Annotated in this window: 22 protein-coding genes; 8 read left to right on the top strand and 14 right to left on the bottom strand. The window is 74.5% G+C overall.

The features are described 5' to 3' along the window. Positions 1 to 11: 11 nt before the first annotated feature. Both ABZ444_RS25650 and ABZ444_RS25645 read right to left on the bottom strand, forming a co-directional pair. A complete protein-coding gene (locus ABZ444_RS25650; RefSeq protein ID WP_358001622.1) occupies positions 12 to 1,628 on the bottom strand; it encodes a benzoate-CoA ligase family protein in 1,617 nt (538 codons plus the stop codon). A gap of 66 nt (positions 1,629 to 1,694) precedes the next feature. Beyond that, a complete protein-coding gene (locus tag ABZ444_RS25645) occupies positions 1,695 to 2,651 on the bottom strand; it encodes a LysR substrate-binding domain-containing protein (RefSeq protein WP_358001619.1) in 957 nt (318 codons plus the stop codon). 67 nt (positions 2,652 to 2,718) lie between these two features. On the opposite strand from ABZ444_RS25645, the gene ABZ444_RS25640 reads away from it, so the two are divergent. Both ABZ444_RS25640 and ABZ444_RS25635 read left to right on the top strand, forming a co-directional pair. Further along, positions 2,719 to 3,915, top strand: a complete 1,197-nt coding sequence (locus ABZ444_RS25640) for an MFS transporter (protein ID WP_358001616.1) — start codon at positions 2,719 to 2,721, stop codon at positions 3,913 to 3,915. Positions 3,916 to 3,952: 37 nt separating this feature from the next. Next, positions 3,953 to 5,146 (top strand): S8 family serine peptidase, encoded by a 1,194-nt coding sequence (locus ABZ444_RS25635; protein ID WP_358001613.1) that lies wholly within the window; start codon positions 3,953 to 3,955, stop codon positions 5,144 to 5,146. Positions 5,147 to 5,184: 38 nt separating this feature from the next. Here ABZ444_RS25635 and ABZ444_RS25630 read toward each other — a convergent pair whose 3' ends face one another. From ABZ444_RS25630 to ABZ444_RS25610, 5 genes are read right to left on the bottom strand one after another with little or no spacing between them, the layout of a single operon-like run. Next, the gene (locus ABZ444_RS25630; protein WP_358001610.1) at positions 5,185 to 6,144 is read right to left on the bottom strand and encodes an aldo/keto reductase; all 960 of its coding nucleotides are present in this window, start codon (positions 6,142 to 6,144) and stop codon (positions 5,185 to 5,187) included. Then, on the bottom strand, positions 6,141 to 7,013 hold the full coding sequence (locus ABZ444_RS25625) for a branched-chain amino acid ABC transporter permease (protein WP_358001607.1): 873 nt from the start codon (positions 7,011 to 7,013) through the stop codon (positions 6,141 to 6,143). The genes ABZ444_RS25630 and ABZ444_RS25625 overlap by 4 nt, the downstream gene beginning before the upstream one ends. Then, complete coding sequence (locus ABZ444_RS25620) at positions 7,013 to 8,164, bottom strand: ABC transporter substrate-binding protein (protein WP_358001604.1); 1,152 nt, start codon at positions 8,162 to 8,164, stop codon at positions 7,013 to 7,015. Before ABZ444_RS25620 ends, ABZ444_RS25625 begins: the two co-directional genes overlap by 1 nt. Then, positions 8,161 to 9,870, bottom strand: coding sequence for an ATP-binding cassette domain-containing protein (locus tag ABZ444_RS25615; RefSeq protein WP_358001601.1), 1,710 nt, complete (start codon positions 9,868 to 9,870; stop codon positions 8,161 to 8,163). Before ABZ444_RS25615 ends, ABZ444_RS25620 begins: the two co-directional genes overlap by 4 nt. Further along, positions 9,870 to 10,619: an ABC transporter ATP-binding protein gene (locus tag ABZ444_RS25610; RefSeq protein ID WP_357976893.1), complete on the bottom strand. Its 750-nt coding sequence runs from the start codon at positions 10,617 to 10,619 to the stop codon at positions 9,870 to 9,872. Before ABZ444_RS25610 ends, ABZ444_RS25615 begins: the two co-directional genes overlap by 1 nt. 185 nt (positions 10,620 to 10,804) lie before the next feature. Here ABZ444_RS25610 and ABZ444_RS25605 point away from each other — a divergent pair, with 185 nt between their 5' ends. After that, positions 10,805 to 12,154, top strand: coding sequence for an amidohydrolase family protein (locus ABZ444_RS25605; RefSeq protein ID WP_358001598.1), 1,350 nt, complete (start codon positions 10,805 to 10,807; stop codon positions 12,152 to 12,154). Between the two features lie 19 nt (positions 12,155 to 12,173). Here ABZ444_RS25605 and ABZ444_RS25600 read toward each other — a convergent pair whose 3' ends face one another. Beyond that, positions 12,174 to 13,010: an aldo/keto reductase gene (locus tag ABZ444_RS25600; protein ID WP_358001595.1), complete on the bottom strand. Its 837-nt coding sequence runs from the start codon at positions 13,008 to 13,010 to the stop codon at positions 12,174 to 12,176. A 139-nt stretch (positions 13,011 to 13,149) separates the two neighbouring features. Between ABZ444_RS25600 and ABZ444_RS25595 the strand changes: the two genes are divergently transcribed. Then, positions 13,150 to 13,977, top strand: a complete 828-nt coding sequence (locus tag ABZ444_RS25595) for a metallophosphoesterase (RefSeq protein ID WP_358001687.1) — start codon at positions 13,150 to 13,152, stop codon at positions 13,975 to 13,977. 20 nt (positions 13,978 to 13,997) lie between these two features. Here the strand turns inward: ABZ444_RS25595 and ABZ444_RS25590 are convergent, their stop codons facing one another. Genes ABZ444_RS25590 through ABZ444_RS25575 form a run of 4 tightly spaced genes read right to left on the bottom strand, consistent with a single transcriptional unit; the run spans position 13,998 to position 17,537 of the window. After that, positions 13,998 to 14,642 carry a response regulator transcription factor gene (locus ABZ444_RS25590; protein WP_358001592.1) on the bottom strand — a complete coding sequence of 215 codons (645 nt, stop codon included), beginning with the start codon at positions 14,640 to 14,642 and terminating at the stop codon, positions 13,998 to 14,000. After that, entirely contained in the window at positions 14,633 to 15,820 is a 1,188-nt protein-coding gene (locus ABZ444_RS25585; RefSeq protein ID WP_358001589.1) for a histidine kinase, read from the bottom strand. Before ABZ444_RS25585 ends, ABZ444_RS25590 begins: the two co-directional genes overlap by 10 nt. A gap of 11 nt (positions 15,821 to 15,831) precedes the next feature. Next, on the bottom strand, positions 15,832 to 16,626 hold the full coding sequence (locus ABZ444_RS25580; protein ID WP_358001586.1) for an ABC transporter permease: 795 nt from the start codon (positions 16,624 to 16,626) through the stop codon (positions 15,832 to 15,834). After that, a complete protein-coding gene (locus ABZ444_RS25575) occupies positions 16,623 to 17,537 on the bottom strand; it encodes an ATP-binding cassette domain-containing protein (RefSeq protein ID WP_358001583.1) in 915 nt (304 codons plus the stop codon). Before ABZ444_RS25575 ends, ABZ444_RS25580 begins: the two co-directional genes overlap by 4 nt. Before the next feature lie 173 nt (positions 17,538 to 17,710). Between ABZ444_RS25575 and ABZ444_RS25570 the strand changes: the two genes are divergently transcribed. From ABZ444_RS25570 to ABZ444_RS25555, 4 genes are all read left to right on the top strand, one after another. After that, positions 17,711 to 17,887, top strand: coding sequence for a hypothetical protein (locus tag ABZ444_RS25570; protein WP_358001580.1), 177 nt, complete (start codon positions 17,711 to 17,713; stop codon positions 17,885 to 17,887). Positions 17,888 to 17,988: 101 nt separating this feature from the next. After that, positions 17,989 to 18,444: a hypothetical protein gene (locus ABZ444_RS25565; protein WP_358001578.1), complete on the top strand. Its 456-nt coding sequence runs from the start codon at positions 17,989 to 17,991 to the stop codon at positions 18,442 to 18,444. A gap of 10 nt (positions 18,445 to 18,454) precedes the next feature. Next, entirely contained in the window at positions 18,455 to 19,117 is a 663-nt protein-coding gene (locus ABZ444_RS25560) for a hypothetical protein (RefSeq protein WP_358001575.1), read from the top strand. Between the two features lie 7 nt (positions 19,118 to 19,124). Further along, positions 19,125 to 19,700 carry a class I SAM-dependent methyltransferase gene (locus ABZ444_RS25555; RefSeq protein WP_358001572.1) on the top strand — a complete coding sequence of 192 codons (576 nt, stop codon included), beginning with the start codon at positions 19,125 to 19,127 and terminating at the stop codon, positions 19,698 to 19,700. On the opposite strand, the gene ABZ444_RS25550 is transcribed toward ABZ444_RS25555, so the two are convergent. Then, entirely contained in the window at positions 19,692 to 20,807 is a 1,116-nt protein-coding gene (locus ABZ444_RS25550; protein ID WP_358001569.1) for a cupin domain-containing protein, read from the bottom strand. The two genes, ABZ444_RS25555 and ABZ444_RS25550, sit on opposite strands and share 9 nt — an antisense overlap. Positions 20,808 to 20,894: 87 nt before the next feature. Next, a complete protein-coding gene (gene argG / locus ABZ444_RS25545; protein WP_358001565.1) occupies positions 20,895 to 22,343 on the bottom strand; it encodes an argininosuccinate synthase in 1,449 nt (482 codons plus the stop codon). Positions 22,344 to 22,413 lie beyond the last annotated feature (70 nt).

The following is a 22,413-nucleotide window of genomic DNA, read 5'->3' as shown; positions in this document are numbered from 1 at the left end:
CCCCGGCGCCGTCACTTGCCGAGCAGGTCGGCGGCCAGTTGCCGGAGCACCACGCGCTGGGTCGTCCCCGTCGCCGTCCTCGGCAGCTCGTCCAGGACCAGCACCTCGCGCGGGCGCCGGCCGGCGGCCAGACCCTCGCGGCAGAACGCGATGAGCTCGGCGGCGTCGATCGGGCGGCCCGGCCTGGGCACCACGCAGGCGACCGGCCGGTCCATCCCGTCGGCGCCGGCGTGGGCGACCACCGCGCACTCGGCGACCGAGGGGTGCTCCAGCAGCCGGGCCTCGACCTCCATGGGCGACACCCAGGCGCCGCCCGCCCTGATCAGGTCGTCGGAGCGGCCCAGGAAACGGTAGGAGCCGTCGGCGGCGCGGGCGCAGGTGTCGCCGGTGCGCAGCCACTCGCCCTGGAACGCCTGGCGGGTGCCGGCGGTGCGGCACCAGTAGCCGGTGGCGATCGAGTCGCCGCGCACGTACAGGTGGCCGGGCTGCCCGTCGGGGACGGGCGCGCCGGAGTCGTCCAGCAGGCGCACCTCGTAGCCGGGCACCACGGTGCCGGAGCCGGCGGGGCGCGCCTGGCCCGGACGGCCGGAGAGGAAGATGTGCAGCGCCTCGGCGGAGCCCAGGCCGTCGATGACGTCCACGCCGAAGCGGCCGGTGAAGCGGCGGTGGAGCTCGGCGGGCAGCGCCTCGCCCGCCGAGACGGCCAGGCGTACCGAGGCGAAGGCGTCCTCGGGGGCCCCGGCGGCCAGCAGCGCGGCGTAGAACGAAGGACCGGCGAAGAACAGGGTGGGGCGCTCGGCCAGCAGGCGCTCGACGACGCCGCCCGGGGTGGGCCCGGCGGGGTCGAGGATCGTGGTCGCGCCCGCGGCGAGCGGGAAGATCAGGGAGTTGCCGAGCCCGTAGGCGGAGAACAGCCGGGCCGCCGAGAAGCACCGGTCCTCGGGGCGCACGCCGAGCACCTGCCGCCCGTACGCCTCGTGGACGTCGCGCAGCGCGCCGTGGCGGTGCATGGCCGCCTTGGGCGCGCCGGTGGTGCCGGCGGTGTAGAGCCACAGCGCGGGCGAGTCGGGCCAGGTGTCGTACGAGCCGGTCGCGCCCCGGCCGGCCTCCAGCACGTCCGACCACTGGCAGACCGGCACGCCGGGCTCGACCGCCGCCGGCGGGCCCGCTCCGGTCGCGGTGGCGATGCGCGAGACGTGGCCGGGGGCCTGGCGGCTCGCGTCGGTGAGCACGAGCGCCACGACCTCGGGCGCCGACAGCAGCGCCTCCTGCACGGCCGGCTCGAACTCGGGCGCGGAGACCACCACCCGCGCCCTGGAGTCCCGGATCAGCGCGCCCAGCTCGGCCCCGTCGTACAGGGCCGGCACCGGGACGGCGACCGCGCCCATCCGCAGCACGGCCAGGATCGTGATCAGCGTCTCGGGCCGGTCGGGCAGGACGAGCAGCACCCGCTCCTCCGGCCGTACGCCCATCACCCGCAGCCCGCCGGCCAGCTCGGCGACGTGCGTGGCGAGCTCGGCGTACGTCATGGCGCCCATCGGCCCGGTGACGGCGACGCGGTCGCCGTGCCCGGCCTCGACCAGGCGGTCGGTGAGATGGACGCCGGCGTTGAACGACTCGGCAGGCATGGTCGTCCCCATCCGCAGAAGGGCGTGTGCAGCTGAATCCTCCATACAGAATCGATGAGCCGTCAACTACTTCTGCGAGGACGGGTGTCGGCGGGGCCGCAACCCCGGGCCGACGTCGGCGGCGCCGGAGCGCACGTGGTCCAGGAAGGCGCGCACGGCTGGCGTGAGCCGGGCCCCGGCGGGCCAGCACGCCCCGATCGTGCGGAACACCGGGGGCGACAGCGGGATCTGCACGACGCCCTCTGCGGGCGCCAGACGGGGCAGCACGGCCACGCCGAGCCCGGCCGCCACCAGGCCGCGCACGGTCTCCGACTCCTGCCCCTCGAAGGCGATCCTGGGCGCGAACCCGGCCGCCGCGCACAGGTCGTCGGTGATCTGGCGGACGCCGTAGCCGTGTTCGAGCGTCACCAGCTCCTCCCCGGCCAGTTCGGCGGGGCGCACCCGGGCGCGTCCGGCGAGACGGTGGCCGGGCGGCACGGACAGCACCAGCTCCTGGTCGGCGAGCGGGTGCCCGGCCAGGCCCGGGTCGCCGTCGGGCAGGGGCGCGACGAACACCAGGTCGATCTCGCCCTCGGCGAGCGCGCGCAGCATGTCCTGGCGCGAGCCCTGCGCCAGGCTGAACCGCACGCCCGGGTGGCGCTCGCGGAAGCCCCGGATGAGCGAGGGGACGAGCGTGCGGCCCAGCAGGTGCAGGAACCCGAGCACGATCCGGCCGCTGCCGGGGTCGATCTCCTCGCGCACCTCGCGGGCGGCCGACTCCATGGTGGCCAGCGCCCGGCCGGAGGCGGCGGCCAGGACGCGCCCGGCCCTGGTCAGGCGGATGCCCCGCCCGTACGGGACGACGAGGGGCGCTCCGACCAGGTCGGCCAGCGCGGCCAGGCGGCGGCTGGCGGTGGGCTGCGGCATGCCGAGCAGCTCGGCCGCCCGCGTGACGTGCCCGGTCTCCCCCACGGCGGCCAGCAGGGCGAGCGTGGGAGCCAGCCCGGCGGCCAGCCGCTCGTCCACGAGATCGCATTCATCCACCACAGCATGAATTATCGCCTATCTCCGCATTGGACGTATTTATTAGCCTTGCTTAGCGTTTCCAGGCATGGCGGTCATCGAAGCTCGACAAGTCGGCACCCGGCGGGCCGGCCCGGCCGTGGCGGCGGCCGGCGTCTCCTCCTTCGCCCTGCTGTACGCGCCGCAGCCCGTCCTGCCGCAGCTCGCCGCCGACTTCCGGCTCGACCCCGGCGGCGCGTCGCTGGCCGTCGGCGTGGCCACGGCGGCGCTGGCGGTGGCGGTGCTGCCGCTGGCCGCGCTGGCGGAGGTCGTCGGGCGGCGGCGGATGATCGTGTGGTCCGTGCTGGCCTCGGCGCTGATCGGGCTGGCGCTGCCGCTGGCGCCGACGTTCCCCGTGCTGGTGGCGATGCGGGCGGCGCAGGGGGTGGCGGTCGCCGGGTTCGCCGGGGTCGGGGCGGCGTACCTGGCCGATCTGGTGGGGGCGACGAGGCTGGCCGGGGCGGTGGGCGTGATGATCGCCGGGAACTCGGTGGGCGGGATGCTGGGCCGGCTGGGCGCCGGGTTCGCCGCCGGGCCGTGGGGGTGGCGCGGCGCGATGCTGGTGGTGGCCGGCGTCTCTCTGCTCTGCTCGGCGTACGCGGCCCGCACGCTGCCCGCCCCGCCGCCCGTCGTCCGTGCCGCACCCACCAGGGGCGGCGGACGGATCGGGACGGCCCTGCTGGCGCCGTACACGGTGGGGGCGCTGGGCGTCGGCGCGTTCGTCGCCCTGTACAACGCCGCCTCCTTCCGCCTGGCCGCGCCACCGCTGTCGCTCTCCCCCGCCGTGGCCTCCCTGGTCTTCCTCTCCTACGCCCTCGGCACCGCCTCCTCGGCCGCCGCCGGCCGGCTGGCGGACCGCCTGGGGCGCCGGGCGGCCCTGGTCGCCGCCCTGGCCGTGACGGCCGCCGGCTCGGCGCTGACCGCGCTCGGCCCGCCGGCCGCGGTCGTGACCGGGTTCGCCGTGCTGACCGCCGGGTTCTTCGCCGCGCACGCCGTGGCCAACGCGTGGGTCGCCGCGCAGGCCCCGCCGGCCGCCCGCGGGCGCGCCGCCGGGATCTACACCCTGTGCTACTACCTGGGCAGCGGCGCCGGCGGCACGGCCGGCAGCGCCGTCTACGGCCACGCCGGATGGACCTGGCTGATCGTGCTGACCTCGGCCTGGCTGCTGCTGGCGATCGTGGCCGTGCTCGTCGCGGGCCGGCCATCGCGGGGTGTTGCCAGGCGGCCCCGGCAGGAGTACGCCTGACATCACAGGGGTGGGCTACTTCCAGGAGGGGAAGACGATGGCCGACCAGTTCATCGTGTTGCGCGATCTGAGCAGGACCCGCATGGCCGCGCCGTTCGAGCGGGGCGCCGCCGCGGCCGAGACGCCGAGCGAGCCGCACGTCGAGATCACCGGGCTCGGCAAGCGCGAGGTGGCCGACCTCGCGCGGGACCCGTCGGTGGCCGCGGTCGCCCGGCCGATGCCGACCACCGTCCCGGGCGCCCCCGAGGACGTCGAGGCGCCGCCGCCGGAGGCGGAGGCGGGCGCGCAGGTCACGTGGGGGGTGCGGGCGCTGGGCGCCGACGCCTCCACCCGTACGGGGGCGGGGACGGTGGTCGCCGTCCTCGACACCGGCATCGACGCCACGCACCCCGCCTTCACCGGGATGACGCTGGTGGAGGAGGACTTCACCGGGTCGGGCCGCGGCGACAAGGTCGGCCACGGCACCCACTGCGCCGGCACCGTCTTCGGCCGCCCGGTCGACGGCATGCGCATCGGCGTCGCGCCCGGCGTCGAACGGGCGCTGATCGGCAAGGTGCTCGGCGACGACGGCAAGGGCTCGACCGCCGAGACGGTCAAGGGCCTGCTCTGGGCGCTCGGGAACGACGCCGACGTCATCACCATGTCGCTCGGCATCGACTTCCCGGCCGCCATGCGCCAGCTCGAGGAGCGCGGTCTGCCGCAGTTCCTGGCCACGTCGATCGCGCTGGAGTCGTACCGGGCCACGTTGCGGCTCTACGACTCGCTGATGCGGATGATCGCGGCCAGGGCGGCGTTCGGCGCCGGCACGATCGTCGTCGCGGCCACGGGGAACGCCAGCCACCGGGAGCTGCGGCCGGACTTCGAGGTCGGGCCGGAGCTGCCGTCGGCCGCCGAGGGCATGATGGCCGTGGGCGCGGTGCAGCGGCTGCCGTCCGGGCGGCTGGCGGTCGCACGGTTCTCCAACACCTTCCCGCAGGTGTGCGCGCCGGGCGTGGAGGTGGTCTCGGCCCGTACCGGAGGCGGGCTGACCAGCAAGAGCGGCACCAGCATGGCCGCGCCGCACGTGGCCGGGGCTGCTGCGCTGTGGTGGCAGGAGCTGCGGGCCGGCAGCGACGGCGCGCGGGCCGCGGCGGTCACCGGCCGGTTGCTGCTGACCGCCGCGACGGACGTGTTCGTCCCGGACGCCGACGTCGAGGACCTGGGGGCGGGGCTGGTCCAGGCGCCCCGCTGAGCGGGCACGGTCTCCCGGCCGGGGTGGCCGGGAGACCGTCAGGGACCTTCGGGGTCCACCGTGTCGGCGTCGGCCCAGAACGGCGCGGCCAGCTCGCGCAGCCGGGCCGCGCCGACCCGGTCGAGCAGGGCGAGCGCGCCCGCGTTGTCGGCGAGCTGGGCCGTGCTCGTGACGCCGAACAGCACGCTGGCCACCGCAGGATGGGTGAGGCAGAACGCCACGCACACCTGCGCGGGCGTCGCCTCCAGCCCGGCCGCCACCTCGGCCAGCCCGGCGGCGGCCGTCGCGGCCCGCTCGCGCACGCCGCCGGGGTCGGGGAAGACCGGCCGGGCGGGCCTCTCCTTGCCGGCCAGCAGCCCGCCTTCGAGCACGTCGCTGGCCTGCAGCGACACGCCGGCGTCGAACACCTCGGAGAACGGCACCCCTTCCGGGATCGAGCGGCGGCACGGGTTGTACTTGAGCTGGGCCAGTTGCGGTCCCGGCGAGCCGAGGTCGCGGGCGTGGTTGCGGATGGTCAGGATGGAGGTGGCCGACCAGTTGTTGACGCCCCAGCAGCCGAGCAGCCCCTCCGCCTCCAGCGCGGCCAGCTCGCGGGCCAGGCGGCGCAGGTCGAGGTCGTCCCGGTGGACGTCGCCGACCACGGCCAGGTCGGCGTGGTCGGTGCCGGCCCGCAGCAGCGCGCGTTCGAGCTGGTCGCGCAGCGGGCGCCCGGGGTGGTCGTCGAGCCAGAGCTTGACCGAGAGCAGGTAGTCCTCGCGGGCCAGGCCGGCGGCCCTGACCATGGCCGAGAAGAGCACGTCGGTGAAGACCGGCCGCCGGCCGGGCAGGCCGTAGACGCCCACGTCGAACAGGTTGACGCCGATCTCCACGGCGTGCCGCAGCAGCGCGACGGCCGCGCCGAAGTCCATCCGGTCGTAGGTGTGCCAGGACCCCAGCGACAGCACCGACGCCTCGGGGCCGTGCGCGCCGATCTGGCGCTGGGGGACCTTGACCGTCATACGTTCGCCTCCGAGTCCCAGACCTGGTGGCGGCTGCGCCACCACAACAACGCCACCATCACCAGGAACGGCAGCACCCCGCGGTACTGCTGGACCGCCTCCAGCGAGGCCGTCACCCCTTCCAGGCAGCCCAGCAGCAGCCCGCCCGCCAGCGTCAGCCACAGGCTGCTGAACGCCCCCACCATGGCCACCGCCAGCGCGGTCGTGACCAGGTTGCCCAGCGTGGAGAAGTCGCCGCCGAGCCGGGGCGCGACCAGGACGACGACGAGCGTGCTGACCGCGCCGATCGCCACCCAGACGGCCAGCGCGAGCCGGGGCGCGGGGATGCCGACGACCTGCGCGGTGGCCGGTCGTTCCGACAGCGCCTGGAGCCGCAGCCCCACCCGGGTGCGCCCGAGCAGCAGCCCCACGCCGACCGTGATGAGCACCGCGAACGACAGCGACACCAGCACCGCCTGCGGCACGACCACCTCGCCCACGGTGAAGGCGGGCGCGTCGAACGGCTGCGGGAAGCGCCGCGCGCCGCTGGTGTTGTTGCCGAACAGCCGCAGCCCGACCGACATCAGCGCGACGAACACCGCCACGGTGACGGCCGCCTTCGTGCGCAGGTCGTGCTCGCCGAACCAGCGCACCAGGCCGAGGCCGAGCAGCGCCGAGACCAGCCCGCCGGCCAGCGCCCCGAGCGGGAGCGCGAGCCAGACGTTCAGGCCGGCGTCGGTGAGGGTGACCATGACGAAGGCGCCCATCGCGCCCACGGCCGCCATCGCGAAGTTCACCACCGCGACGAGCCGGTAGGTCAGGACGACGCAGAGCCCGAGCAGCGCGTACACGCCGCCGCTGGTCAGGCCCGCGACCACGGAGTCGAGCATCAGCCGTTCCGCTTCGGGACGATGAAGCCCTCGGGCAGCACCGTCCACTTGCCGTTCTCGGCCTTGACGAACCGGCTGCCCTCGATGGGGTTGTGCGTCTGGCCGGGGCCGAACACCCAGGGCGTGCCGACCATGGGGTAGGTGATGGGCTGCATCGACTTGAACGCCTTGGTCACCGACTCCCGGGTGATGTCCCCCTTGATCGTCTTGAGGACCTGGACGAACACGTCGGCCGCCATCACCCCGCCCTGGCTGAACGCGGTCTTCTGGATCTTGTTGTCGTTGACGATCTTCGCCCACCGCTCGTTGCCCGGCAGCGTCTCGTCGGTGTACGGCTGCCACTCGGTGCCCGCCTGGGCCTTCATGCCGGCCGGGATGAGGGCGGCGTTGGCGTCGGTGTAGGCGTTGGCCATGAGGATGAAGTCGACGTCCTGCATGCCCTGGGTCTTGGCCTGGGCGAACCACGGCCCGACCTGGGCGTTGTAGACGACCGCCCGGCAGCCGCCGCTCTTGAGCTTGACCAGGTACGGCGTCGGGTCGCCCTGCCCGACCGAGGTGTCCTTGACCGCCAGCGTCTTGCCGGTGATGTCGCTCCACTCCTTGATGGCCGCGTCGATGCCGCCGCCGCTGCCCGGCAGCACGGTGAAGGCCAGGCACACCTTGTCGTGCTTGAGCGTCTCGGAGGCGTAGTAGAGCATCGCGGTCAGCAGCTTGAACGGGCCGGGGTTGACCGGGGCGATGTTCGGGCTGGTGAAGCAGGCCGGGTCCACGCCCACGGCCGGGATCGAGACGATCTGCGCCTTGCTGTAGGTGGCCCGGTTGAGCCCGCAGTCCACGGCGCTGGAGGAGCCGACGAACGCGACGACCTCCTCGGAGTCGATCAGCTCGCGCGCCGCCTCCGTGGAGCGCTGCGGGTTCATCGCGTCGTCCTTGCTGATCAGCTCGATCTTGCGGCCGTTGATCCCGCCGGCCTTGTTGACCTCCTCGAAGACGGCCTTGACCGCCTGCGGCACCTCGGGGGTCTGGAACAGGCCGGTGACGCCGTTGACGGCGCCGACCTTGATGGGCCCGTCGGTGCCCGAGCCGCCGGAGCAGGCCGTCAGAGCGGTCAGCAGGCCGAGGACGGGCAGGGCCATGAGTACGCGTTTCACGATGTCTCCTCCAAGACGGTGCCGAGGTAGGCGGCCCTGACGGCCGGTGCGTCCAACACGTCGAGCGTCGGCCCCGAGGCGATCACGTGCCCGAAGTCCAGCACCGTGACCTGGCCGCAGGCGGCTCGTACGAGATCCATGTCGTGCTCCACCAGCAGGATCGACACGCCGAAGCGGGCCGGGACCTGGGCCAGCCGGCGGCCGAGCCGCAGCGACTCGGCGGCGGACTGGCCGGCGGCCGGCTCGTCGAGCAGCGCGACCTTCGGCCTGGCGGCGATCGCGGCGGCGACGTCGAGCAGCCTCCTGGTGCCCGCGTCCAGGATCGACACCGGCACCTCGCCGGGCGGGCAGCCGAAGAAGCGCAGCACCTCCTCCGCCTCCTGCCCGGGCAGGCGCCGCCCGGCGACGATCGCCAGGTACTCCTCCTGCGTCAGCTCCGGGGCGATGGCGGTGGTCTGGAACGTGCGGCGCAGCCCGCGCCTGGCCCTGACGCTCGGGCTGAGCCGGTCGAGGGGCTGCCCGGCGAGCACGACCGAACCCTCGTAGCGGGCGGCGAAGCCGGTGACCGCCGAGATCAGCGTGGACTTGCCGGCGCCGTTCGGGCCGATCAGGCCGGAGACGCCGAGGGCGGGCACGGTCAGGTCCACGCCGTCCAGGGCGACGACCTGGCCGAACCGCACGCTCAGCCCGCGGATCTCCAGCACGTCGCCCTCGCCCGCCGCCGGAGGGACCGGGGCGGGCTCCTCGGCGGGCGCGGCCTCCAGCAGGGGGCGCGCGGCCCGTTCGCGCCGGCGGGCGCGGGTGAAGTCGGTCTGGCTGACCCCGCTGCGCAGGGCGAAGATCGCCATGACGCCGAACAGGATGCCACCGAGGTCCTGCGGCAGGCGCAGCTTCTCCAGCACCGTGGCCATGACCGCGCCGAAGATGCCGCCCAGGACGGCGCCCTCGGTGTTGTGCGGCCCGATGAGCACGGCGACCGCGAACAGCGCCAGCGACTGCATCATCGCGAAATTTCCGGATACGACGAGGCCGAGCTGCCCCGCCATCAGCCCGCCCCCGATGCCGGCGATGAACGCGCTGATGGCGAAGGCCGTGAGCTTGCTGCGCGCCACGGAGATGCCGTGCGCCGCCGCCGCCCGCTCGGAGTGCCGCAGCTCCAGCCAGGACCGCCCGATCCTGGTCCGGTTGGCCAGCGCCAGGCCGATCGCGATCAGCACGAACACGGCCATGGCCAGCACGAAGTACGCCGCGTCGGAGGAGAAGGGCTCCGGCCGGACGAGGGTCTTCAGCTCGGTCGTGCCGGGGAACTGGTTGGCGTTCAGCACGATGTCGGTGGAGACGGCGAAGCCGAGCGTGACGACGGCGAGGTTGACGCCCCGGATGCGCAGCGCGGGCAGCCCGATCGCGACGCCCACCGGCACGGCCGCCAGGCCGCCGAGCACCAGCCACAGCAGGAAGCCGCCGGGCGCGTCGGCCAGGTTCAGCCGCAGCACCACCCAGGCCCCGATCGCCGCGAACGACATCTGGCACAACGACATGACCCCGGCCCGCCCGACGATCACGCCGTAGCTCTGCATGAGCACCCCGCTGACCACGGCCGCGATCGCCAGGTAGATCCAGTACGGCGGCAGCACCCAGGGCAGCACCGCGCACGCCGCGACGGCCAGCCCCAGCCCGGGGCCCCAGGATTTCAGCAGCGCGTTCATCAGCTCCCGCCTTCCGTGCCGGCCGCCCGGGCGAGGCCGTCGTCGGTGACGGCGCCGAAGTAGAACTCGTGCAGCCGGTCCTGCGCCCCGCGCAGCTCCTCGCACGGGCCCTCGAAGACCACCCGGCCCTTGCGCAGCACGTACGCGCGGGCGCCGATCTCCAGCGCCAGGTTGGCGAACTGCTCGACGAGCAGCACCCCGATGCCCCGCTCGGCCAGCTCCCGCACCGAGCCCATCAGGCGGCGGACCACGACCGGCGCGAGACCGAGCGACATCTCGTCGATGAGGACGACCTTGGGCCCGGCGATCAGCGCCCGGCCGATGACGAGCATCTGCTGCTCGCCGCCGGACAGGTTGGCGGCCGGCAGGGTGCGCCTGCGGTCCAGCTCGGGGAAGATGTCGTAGACCATGGCCGGGTCGCCGTCGCCGGAGACCAGCAGGTTCTGCTCCAGCGTGAGCGTGCGGAACACCGTGCGGGCCTGCTCGGCGTACCCGAGTCCGGCCTGGGCGCGGCGGTAGGTGGGCAGGCCGGTCAGCGGCGCGCCGGCCAGGGTGACCGTACCGGCGGCGGCGGGGGCCAGGCCCGCGATGCCGTCGAGCAGGGTGGTCTTGCCCGCGCCGTTCGCGCCGAGCAGCACGGTGACCGTGCCGGGCGCGACGCCGAGGCTCACCTCGTGCACGACGGGCACCTCTCCCCTGGAGACGCTGAGGCCCCGTACGTCGAGGACGTCGTCCGCGGGAGCGCCCATCAGCGGCTCCGGCAGCGGTCGTCGGCCGCGGCGGCCGGCGGCGCGTGCGCCGGTCCGCGAGGGGCCCGATCGATGATGCGCCGTGCCTCGAAAGGTAGAGGCATCGTCACCTCCCGGCACGAAATCGTATCTGATTCCATGTACGTTATGCGGATGGAAATGAGAGTGTCCAGAGCGGAGCGGATATGAAATCTGCGGCTGACAACAGGTCGGCGGATCTGGTCATGACCGGCGGCGTCGTCCACACGATGAACGCGGCCGGCCATCTCGCGTCCGGCATCGCGATCAAGGACGGACGCATCGTCAGGGTCGGCACTCCACTGCAGGTCCAGGCCATGGTCGGCCCGGGTACGCGGGTCGTGCGCCTGCGCGGCAGATCGGTGCTGCCCGGCATCAACGACAGCCACCTGCACGGCGCCTGGCTCGGCCTGCGCTGGCCCGACCTCCTGCTGGACCGCCTGACCGGCACCGGCGACCTCGTCCCCGACTCCCGGCTGGGCAAGCAGGCGGAGCGGCGGGCGGCGATCCTGCGCGCCGGCGACCTGCTGGCCTCCCTGGGCATCACGAGCTACACCGAGCCCGGTCTCGGCCCCTGCGAGCACGACGGCGGCGGGCGCTTCGGCGTCGAGGTCCTGCGCGAGTACGCCGGGATGGCCGCGCGGGGCGAGCTGAAGGCGCGGGTGAGCGCGTTGCTGCTGTTCGCCGAGGTGGACGGGCGCAGCTCACTGCCCGACCTGGTCGCCGGGCTGCGCGACCTGACGCCGCCCGCCGAGGTGCCGGGCTGGTTCAAGGTGGCCGGGGTGAAGATCTTCGCCGACGGCATCCCGCCGATGCGCACGGCCTGGAGCGACGAGCCGTACGAGGACGGCTCGCACGGCGCCCCGCTGGTCGAGGGCGGCTCCGAGGACGAACGCGAGACCGCGCTGACGACCATGATCGAGACCGCCGCCGCGGCCGGGCACCAGGTCGCGGTGCACGCCACCGGCAGCCGCGCGACCAGGACGGTCACCCGCGCCCTGGCCGGGGCCCCGGGGCGGCGCCACTACCTCGTCCACGGCGACGTCCTGCATCCGGACACCCTCAAGACGATGGCCGCGGCCGGCATCGGCCTGACCACCCAGCCGGGCATCGCCGCCGCCGCCTCCCCCCTGCTGCGCGACGCCCTGGGCCAGGCCGCGCTCGGGCACGCCTGGCCGGTGCGGGACGCGCTGGCCGCCGGCGTACGGCTCAGCCTCAGCTCCGACGCCCCCATGCTCACCCCCGACTGGCGGCACGGCGTGGCCGCGGCCGCCACCCGGTGGGCCGTGGAGGGCGCGCGCGACCAGCGGCTCGCGCTGGACCAGGCGCTGCGCGCCTACACCAGCACCCCGGCCTGGCAGGAGGGCGCGGAGTCGTGGAAGGGCTCGCTGGAGCCGGGCAAGGTCGCCGACCTGTGCGTGCTCGACGACAGCCTGCTGGACGCGCACCCGGCCGACCTGCCCGAGGTGCCGGTCGCGATGACGATGGTGGACGGCAGGATCGTCTACGAACGCTGACGGGGGCCGCCCGTGGGGGCTACAGCTCCACGTGGTGGTCGGGGTCGCCGCCGAGGCGGCTGCCGCCGCCGCCCGGGGCCGAGATGCGCGCCATCTCCTCGGGCGACAGCTCGAAGTCGAAGACCTCCAGGTTGTGGCGCATCCGCCCGGGGTCGGCCGACTTGGGGATCGGCACGGCGCCGAGCTGCACGTGCCAGCGGAGCACGACCTGCGCGGGGGTGCGGTCGTGCGCGGCGGCGACCTCGGTGACGGCCGGGTCGTGGAGCAGCTTGCCGCCGGCGCCGAGCGGGCTCCACGACTCGGTCACCACGCCGTGCCCGGTGAGCCAGGCGAGCAGGCCGGGCTGGGGGAAGCCGGGGTGCAGCTCGACCTGGTTGACCGCGGGCCACACGCCGCTCGCGTCGACCACCCGCTCGATCTGCTCCGGGGTGAAGTTGGAGACGCCGATCGAGCGGGCCAGCCCCTCCTCGCGCAGCCGGACGAACGCCTTCCAGGTGTCGACGAACAGGCCGTGGCCGGGCAGCGGCCAGTGGATGAGGTAGAGGTCGACGTAGTCGAGGCCGAGGCGGGACCGGCTCTCCTCGAACCCGCGCAGCGCCAGGTCGTAGCCGTGCTGGGCGCCGCGCAGCTTCGTGGTGACGAACAGCTCCGCGCGCGGCACGCCCGACTCGGCGACCGCCGCGCCCACGCCGCGCTCGTTGCCGTAGCTGGCGGCGGTGTCGATCAGCCGGTAGCCGAGCGAGAGCGCGTGGCCGACGGCCTGGCGGGCCTGGCGGTCGTCCATCGGCCAGGTGCCGAGGCCCAGGCGCGGCATGGAGCGGCCGTCGGAGAGCACGAGGGTCGGCGCGGTCGTCATGGCGGTCCTCTTCCGGGTGCGGGCAGGTGACGTACCTACCCGCCGCCGTGATGAACAACCCGGCGGCCGGCCCGGCGGCCGGCCCGGCGGCCGGCCCCGCACCACGTCGCGGCGCGGGCGGCGTACGATCCGAGACGTGATCACCGCTCCCCGCCTGCTCGCCGTCAGCGACCTGCACGTGCACCATCCCGACAACCGCAAGCTCGTGGAGGAGCTGCGCCCCGGGTCGGACGGCGACTGGCTGCTCGTCGCGGGCGACGTCGGCGAGCTGACCACGGACATCGCCTGGGCGCTGCGGCTGCTGGCCGACCGGTTCGCGAGGGTGGTCTGGGCGCCCGGCAACCACGAGCTGTGGACGCCGGCCCGCGACCCGGTGCGGCTGCGCGGCGAGGAGCGCTACCGGTACCTGGTGGAGCTCTGCCGCGATCTCGGCGTGCTCACGCCGGAGGACCCGTACCCGGTGTGGGAGGGGGCGCGCGGCCCGGTCACGGTGGCGCCGCTGTTCGTCCTGTACGACTACACCTGGCGGCCGGAGGGCGCGACGACCAAGGAGGAGGCCCTGCGCACGGCCTACGACGCGGGGATCGTCTGCACCGACGAGGTCATGCTCCACCCCGACCCCCACCCCGGCAGGGACGCCTGGTGCGCGGCGAGGGTCGAGTTCACCGAGGCGCGGCTGGCCGCCCGGCCGCCGGGGCTGCCGACCGTGCTGGTGAACCACTATCCGCTGGTCCGCGAGCCGACGCGGGTGCTCACCCATCCGGAGTTCGCGCAGTGGTGCGGCACCGAGCGCACCGCCCGCTGGCACCTCGACTACGACGCCGCCGTCGTCGTGTACGGCCACCTGCACATCCCGCGCCTGACCCACCACGACGGCGTGCCGTTCATGGAGGTCTCGCTCGGCTATCCCCGCGAGTGGCGGCCGCGGCCGAACCCGCCGGCGCTGCCCCGCGTGATCGACGTGTGACGGCCGGCCCGGTCTCCGGGTCAGCCCTCCAGGTAGCGCAGGATCGCCAGCACCCGCCTGCTGTAGCCGGTGTCGCGCGGCAGGTCGAGCTTGTCCATGATGGCGTTGACGTGCTTCTCCACGGTGGACGCCGAGACGTGCAGGCGCTCGGCGATGGCCGCGTTGACCAGCCCCTGGGCCAGGTGCGCCAGCACCTCGGACTCGCGCGGGCTGAGCCGGCTCAGCGGGTCGGCGTGGCTGGTGCGGGCCAGCAGCCGCCGCACGACCTCGGGGTCGAAGGCCGTGCCGCCGGCGCGTACGCGGTCGAGCGAGTCGAGGAAGTCGGCCACCTCCGAGACCCGGTCCTTCAGCAGGTAGCCGAGCCCCTCGGCGGGCCCGGCCAGCAGGGTGGCGGCGTAGTGGGGCTCGACGTACTGGGACAGGACGAGCACGCCCACCTCGGGCCACCGCGCGCGGATCTCCAGGGCCGCCCGCAGCCCCTCGTCCTTGTGGCCGGGCGGCATGCGCACGTCGATCACCGCCACGTCGGGCCGGTCATCGGCGACGGCGGCCAGCAGCGCGGGCGCGTCGCCCACGGCCGCGACGACCTCGTGCCCGGCCTCGGCGAGCAGCCGGGTCAGCCCCTCGCGCAGCAGCACCGAGTCGTCGGCCAGGATCAGCCGCACGGCGGCTCCTTGGGCAGCGTGGCGGCGATCTTCGTGGGCCCGCCGCGCGGGCTGTCCACGGTGAACGTGCCGTCGAGCGCCAGGACCCGGCGGGCCAGCCCGGACAGGCCGCCGCCCGCGGGGTCGGCGCCGCCCCCGCCGTCGTCGGAGATCGCCACGCTCACCGTCCGTTCGTCCTCGCCCACCACGACCAGGATGTCATGGGCGCGGGCGTGCTTGACCGCGTTGGTGATCGCCTCCCTGGTCACGAAGTACAGGGCGGTCTCGATCTCCGTGGCGGGCCGGGCCGACAGCCCGTAGTGGACGGTGACCGGCACGGCGGCGCGGTCGGCGACGCCGGCCAGCGCGACCTTGAGCCCCAGCTCGTCCAGGGCGGTGGGGTAGATGCGCCAGGCGACGCTGCGCAGCTCGTCCAGGAGGCGGCGGGACTCGGCGTAGGCCTGGTCGACCAGCTCGGCGGTCCGTTCGTGGTCGTGGCCGTGCCGGGCCCGGCCGAGCAGCATGGCCAGGGCCACGCCGCGCTGCTGGACGCCGTCGTGCAGGTCGCGTTCGATCCGGCGGCGCTCGTCGTCCACGGCCCGGACGATGCCCGAGCGGCTCGCGGTCAGCTCGGCGATGCGGCGGCGCATGAGCTCCCGGCCGCCGGGGCCGAGGAAGTGGACGGCCAGGCGGCGTTCGAGCACGCCGGCGGCCAGGGCGAGCAGCGCGGTCACCGTCAGCAGGGCCACCCCGCCGGTCAGGCCGAGCATGCCGCCGGTGGTGACGAGCCTGACGCCAGGCAGCTCGACGGGGACGGGGTCCGAGCCGCCGGTGATCAGGTCCCACGCCCCGCCGCCCAGCAGCAGGCCGCCGACGAACAGGGCGGTGGCGCAGGCGTACCCGCCGAGCACGCCCAGGGCGGCGCGGGCGGCGAGGTAGGCGTAGCCGCCGTCGCGGGTGGGGGCGGGGTGGCCGAACCACCGGGTCAGCCGGGCGCGTTCGAGGGCCATGAGCCGCGCCGCGCCGCGCCGGGCCAGGGGGCGCGCGGCCGGGACCAGGGCGGCGGGCCAGGCCACGCAGAGGAAGGCCAGCTCGACCGCGCCGAGCGCCATGCCCGCCAGCACCCCGGCCAGCGCCTTGACCGCCCGCCTGCCGGTGTTCTCCCGGTTGTCCGGCCTGGGCCCGAAGTTGTCCGACACGGGCCCGAAGTCTAGGCGTCGCGGCGGCGCAGCACGGCGTAGCCCGCCGCCAGCGCCGCCGCCGCCCAGGCCAGCAGCCAGGCCAGGCCCTCCCCCGCCGAGTACGGGATGGGCCCGCCGGTCAGGTTGTCCACGCTGCCCATGAACGCCAGCCCGGCGAACGTCGGCATGCGCAGCGAGGCGTCCAGCGCCGCCTGGCTCCCGGTCATCAGCAGCACCAGCGGCAGGCCAAGGAGCAGCATGAACACCACGGTCAGCGTGCCCGCCGCGCTGCGCATCGCGGCCCCGGCACCCAGCGTCATCACCGCCACCAGGGCGAAGAACGCGCCCGCGCCCGCCACGTCCCGCACGGCCGCCCCGAAGGGCAGCACGACGAGCCCCCCGAACGCGTCGGCCTGCAGCACCACGTGGACCGCCGCCGTCGCCAGCGCCCCCGACAGCATCCCGGCGGCGAACATCACCGGCGCCAGCACCAGCGCCTTGGCGGCCAGCACGAGCCCGCGCACCGGCGTGGCCTGCAGCGTGACCCTGATGCCGCCCGAGGAGTACTCCGACGTGATCGCCAGCATGGCCAGGGCGACGAGCGCGAACTGCACGAACGACGTGGCCGACACCACGGACTCGCTCGCCGTCACCCGCGCGCCGGGCACCTGCTCGCGGACCGCGTCGGTGGCCTGCGCCGCGGCCAGGGCCACGGCGGTCAGCACCATGAGCGCCGCCGCGCCGGCCAGGCACCACCACGTCGACCGGACCGACCACAACTTCCCCCACTCGGCCCGTGCCGCCTGCCACAACGCCGCCGTCACGCTCCCGCCTCCGTCGTCCCGTACTCCACGCTGCTCTCCGTCAGCTCCTGATATGCCTGCTCCAGGGACGCCTCCCGGGTGCGCAGCCCGTGCAGCCTGATCCCGGCCTCGTAGGCCAGGTCGCCCACCCGCTCGACGGGCGCGCCGGTGGCGACGACCTCGTTCTCGGCGACGCGCTCGGCGGCGATCCCGGCGGCGCGCAGGCGTCCGGCCAGCTCCCCGGCATGCGGCGTGCGGGCCAGCACGGCCGTCAGCGAGCTGCGCCCGATGACCTCGGCCAGGGGCGCGTCGGCGATCAGCCGGCCCTTGCCGATCACCACCAGGTGGTCGGCCGTGAGCTGCATCTCGCTCATCAGATGGCTGGAGACGAACACCGTGCGGCCCTCGGCGGCCAGCGCCCGCATGAGCCGGCGCACCCACCGCACGCCGTCGGGGTCGAGTCCGTTGACGGGCTCGTCGAACAGCAGCACCTGCGGGTCGCCGAGCAGCGCGGCGGCGATGCCGAGCCGCTGGCTCATGCCGAGCGAGAGCGCCCCGGCCCGGCGGTTCGCCGCGCCGGCCATGCCGACGCTCTCCAGCACCTCGGCCACCCGCCGCACGGGGATGCCGTTGCTGCGGGCCAGCGCGGTCAGGTGCGCCCGCCCGCTGCGCCCGGGGTGCAGCGCCCGCGCGTCGAGCAGCGCGCCGACCGTCCGCAGCGGGTTCCTGATCCGGTGGTACGGCACGCCGCCGACGAGCGCCGTGCCCGCCGAGGGCCGGTCGAGCCCGAGGACGAGCCGCATCGTGGTGGACTTCCCGGCGCCGTTGGGCCCGAGGAACCCGGTCACCGCGCCGGGTCTCAGCTCCAGCGACAGGTCGTCCACCGCCGTCCGGTCGCCGTACCGCTTGGTCAAACCCTTCAGACTGATCACGAGGGTCAACGCTAGGCAGCCAGGGGGCGGGCCACCATGGGGCCCGGCCGCCGACCTCGATGGCGGAAAACCGGAACAGACAGGTCGCGGCGCCGGCCGGGCGGGGCGGCCGCGCCCAAACAAGACGGTGCCGTTGCCCCGCGTTGACGTGCGGCTCACTACGGTTGCCGAGCATGACCGAAGACAAGAGCCGGAACCGGCGGCGGATCAGCATCGACGAAGCGGGCCTGGAGAAGCGCAGGTCCGCGATCCAGGCGCTCATGGAGCAGCCGCCGTCACCGGCGTCCGAGCAGGTGGGCGTCTTCGCCGAGGCGAACGCCCCGGGCGCGGCGCAGGCGGACCTCGGCTGACCCCGCCCGGCGCGGCCCCCGGGTTCGGCAAAGCGGCGGCGCGTCGCGCCGCCGCTCCCGGGTGCGGGATGTCACGCTCACCGGAAACGAGGAGTACCGCCATGAGCAAAGCCGTACAAGGGCCCGAGGCGCATCCTCTCCTGGTCAAGCTGCTCCAGGAGGGTCACCCGGACACCATGACGTTCTGGGGCTACGTGGGCCCGCCGTACCAGGACGGATTCGTCACGCTGTATCCCAGCCTGGAGGATCTGAGCTCGGCCCTCGACATCCCGCTGGGCGACGTCCTGCACATCGAGAACGTGCCCGAGAGCATCCTGCTCTTCGGCGCGAAGGTGTTGTGGGTACGCCGGGACGCCAAGGTCGTCCGCCGGCAGGCCGGCACGGCGGAGGCGTCGCTGACCTCGGAGGTCGCCGAGGACGCCGGGGAGATCCGGACGGGCCGGCTGCACCTGCGGGTCAAGGCCGAGCGCTCCGGCCCGCACAGCCCCTGCATGACCTGCCGGGACTGCAGCAGCGTGTGCGTCTCGTCCTGCCGCAGGCAGTCGGCGCCGGAGTAGGGGAACCGCCGTGATCACCGACACCCCGCTCGCCGCGCTCGACCACCAGGCGCCCTACCTGCTCGAACGGCTCGTCAAGGAGCGTGTCGCCGCGACGGAGGAGGAGGCCGGGGAGCTGTTCGCCGAGGCGAAGAAGTACCTGGTGCTCACGCAGGTCGACCGGTCGCGGATCTGGATGATGCACTCGACGCGCATCGACGACGCCTGGCATCACTTCATCCTCTTCACCGGCCTGTACACCGAGTTCTGCCGCACCTACTTCGGCCGGTACGTCCACCACAGCCCGAGCAACGACCCCGGCGTGCGGGACGAGCCCGCCGCGGAGACCCCGGTGGCCACGTTCGCCGAGTTCCGCGACCGCTACGAGGAGCTGTTCGGCTGCCCGCTCCCCGACGTCTGGTACGACCATCGCACCGTCACGCTCGCCCGCCGCGTGGTGAACGAGCGCGCCGGGCTGCTCACCACCCGCCGCGACGGGAACCAGGTCGAGCTGCTGTCCCCGTCGGGCGAACCGCTGGTGGGCGCCGACATGATCGCCTCGCCCGCGCTGGAGTTCGTGGCCCGCACCGGCGCCTTCTACGTGCGGGAGCTGCCCGGCGGCCTGACCGGGGAGGAACGTGTCGCCCTGGCCGAGGCGCTGGTCGAGCAGCGGATCCTCAAGGTGAGCGGCTGACGGCGGCGTGACCTACGCCTCCCTGCGGGCGGGGCGGGGGCCCAACGCGCTCGTCGTCGAGGCGCTGGGCGTGCTCGGCGGCGTGCGCGGGCGTGCGCTGGACGTCGGCGCGGGCCCGCTCAACGACACCCGCTTCCTGCTGGAGCTGGGCTTCTCGGTCGAGGCCGTGGACACCGACCCCTGCACCCTCGCGCTGGCGGCGGCATGGCGGCACCCGCGGCTGCGGGTCGTGCACGCCGACGTCCGTGACGTGCCGGTCGCGGCGGGGGCCTACTCGTTCATGGTCGCGATCCACGTCCTGCCCTTCCTGCCCAGGGCCGACGTCCGCCGGGTGGCGGCCGCGATGGCCGGCGGGCTGGCCGCGGGCGGCGTGCTGTGCTGCACGTTCTTCGGTCCCGAGGACGCCTGGGCGGGGCGGCCGGGGCGCACCTTTCTGCGCGCTCCCGAGGCCGGCGCGCTGTTCCCCCGCCTGGAGCCGGTCGTCCTGCGCGAGGACCGCTACGACGGCATCGACGCCAGGGACGAGCCCAAACACTGGCACGTGGTGCGCTGCGTCTTCCGCCGGCCCGCCGGGTCAGCCTGACGTCGCGAGGGTCAGGAATCCCTCCTCGACCAGGCGGCGTACCAGGGCGAGGCCGTCCTCCCCAGGCAGACCGGCCGCCGTGAAGGGCTCGCCGTCCGCCATGCTCAGGAAGGCCGCCTCGTGCCGGGCCGGGAGGCTGAGCCGTTTGCCGTGGAAGGCGAGGACCAGCGTGCCGGCGTCCCGTCTGCTCTCCCAGCGCAGGCCGGGGCGGCGCCGGACGGCGGTGCCGGCGTCGAGGCGGGCCAGGCCCGCGAGGTCGAGCAGATGGCCGCCCAGCCGGTCGCCCTCGGCGAGCAACGCCATGTCCACCGCGTCGTCGGCCAGCCTCTCGGGGGTGAGGGCGGTTCCCAGGCGGGCGGTCAGCTCCCGGATGCGCTCACGTGCGGCGGCCCGGCCGCCGGTCGTCCGGGCGAAGCCGAAGGGCAGCGGCTCCTGGAAGGCGGGGTCGGCGGAGACGGCCGCCTCACACCCGGCCAGCAGCACGTCGGCCCAGGTCGCAGGATGGACGCCGACGCTCAGGTGCAGGGACGCGTCCTGCGCCGAGGCGGCCTCGTGCGGCAGGCCGCGCGGCAGGTAGAGCAGGTCCCCTTCGCACAGGTCGAACTCGTGGCAGGCGTCCTGGTGGATCCGCCAGCTTTTGGCCCCGGCCACCTGCAGCACGAACACGTCGTGGGAGTCGCGGTGGACGCCGAAGCCGCGCGCCCGCGGCGGTGTGAGGTAGGCGTTGACCCGGCACTCCGCGCTGAACTCGCCCGCCAGCCGCCGGCACAGCTCCCGCAGCGGCGGCCACCGTTCGTGGACCGAGGGCATGATCAGGGTCGAGCCGTCGCGGTAGCGGGCGTAGAGGTCCTCCAGCCCGGCCGCGCCGCCGTCGGCGTGGCCGTCGCGGACCACGCGCACGGCCCCGGCGTGCAGGCCGGAGCCGGACAGCAGCTCGTCGAAGCGGGCCAGCGAGAACAGCTCGCGGTAGTGGCCGGGCGACCGCCTGCGCAGCAGGAGGTGCCGCCGCCCCCGGTGGTCCCGCAGGAACTCCTCGCGGGACACCGGGCCGAGCAGCCAGTCGGTGGCGGGCGTGACGTCCGCGCCGTCCCGCTCGTCGATCATCATCTCCGGTCCGTACCCGTGGCGTCCGCGCGCCACGCCCCGGGTCGCACAGAGGCGGCCCGGGGGCGCCCCCGGGAGTCCCGGGGGCGGTCAGTCGGTGCCGAACTCCATCGCGGCGCGGTCGAGCAGCTCGTCGTCCTCGGCGACCTCGCCGCGGGAGGCGATGGCCTCCGCGCCGCCCTGCGGCATCGCGCCGATGAGACCGGTCGAGGCCGCCTGGGCGGCGCCGATGAGCGCCGGGTGGGTGGTGCCGACCATGCCGAGCGTGGCGTACTGCTCCAGCTTGGCGCGCGAGTCGGCGATGTCCAGGTTGCGCATGGTGAGCTGGCCGATGCGGTCGACCGGACCGAACGCGGAGTCCTCCGTGCGCTCCATCGACAGCTTGTCGGGGTGGTAGCTGAAGGCCGGGCCGGTGGTGTCGAGGATCGAGTAGTCCTCGCCGCGACGCAGCCTCAGGGTGACCTCGCCGGTGATCGCCGTGCCGACCCAGCGCTGCAGCGACTCGCGCAGCATGAGCGCCTGCGGGTCGAGCCAGCGGCCCTCGTACATGAGCCGGCCGAGCCGCCGGCCCTCGTTGTGGTACGTGGCCAGGGTGTCCTCGTTGTGGATGGCGTTGACCAGGCGCTCGTAGGCGGCGTGCAGCAGCGCCATGCCGGGGGCCTCGTAGATGCCGCGGCTCTTGGCCTCGATGATGCGGTTCTCGATCTGGTCGGACATGCCCAGGCCGTGCCGGCCGCCGATCGCGTTGGCCTCCATGACCAGGTCGACCGGGGAGCCGAACTCCTTGCCGTTGATCGTGACCGGGCGGCCCTGGTCGAAGCCGATGGCGACGTCCTCGGGCAGGACCTCGACCTCGGGGTCCCAGAAGCGCACGCCCATGATCGGCTCGACGGTCTCGATGCCGGTGTCGAGGTGTTCGAGGGTCTTGGCCTCGTGGGTGGCGCCCCAGATGTTGGCGTCGGTCGAGTACGCCTTCTCGGTGCTGTCGCGGTAGGGCAGCCCGTGGGCGAGCAGCCACTCCGACATCTCCTTGCGCCCGCCGAGCTCGGAGACGAAGTCGGCGTCGAGCCAGGGCTTGTAGATGCGCAGGTGGGGGTTGGCCAGCAGGCCGTAACGGTAGAACCGCTCGATGTCGTTGCCCTTGAACGTCGAGCCGTCGCCCCAGATCTGCACCTCGTCCTCGAGCATGGCCCGCACCAGCAGGGTCCCGGTGACGGCGCGGCCGAGCGGCGTGGTGTTGAAGTAGGCCCGGCCGCCCGAGCGGATGTGGAACGCGCCGCAGGTGAGCGCGGCCAGGCCCTCCTCGACCAGCGCGGCGCGGCAGTCGACCAGGCGCGCGAGCTCGGCCCCGTAGGCCAGCGCGCGGCTGGGCACCGAGGCGATGTCGGGCTCGTCGTACTGGCCGATGTCAGCGGTGTAGGTGCACGGGACGGCGCCCTTGTCGCGCATCCACGCGACGGCCACCGAGGTGTCGAGACCGCCGGAGAAGGCGATGCCGACCCGCTCGCCGGTGGGCAGGGAGGTGAGAACCTTGGACATAGAAGAAGATTATGCATTGCAACGCATGTTCATGCAAAGCCACCCCCTCATCCGGGTGCGGGCCGGGATC

The organism is Nonomuraea sp. NPDC005730 (genome assembly GCF_040630865.1).
Classification (GTDB): Bacteria; Actinomycetota; Actinomycetes; order Streptosporangiales; family Streptosporangiaceae; genus Nonomuraea.
The sequence above is the reverse complement of the archived record's forward strand: the minus strand, read 5'-3'. Positions and strand labels throughout refer to the sequence as shown.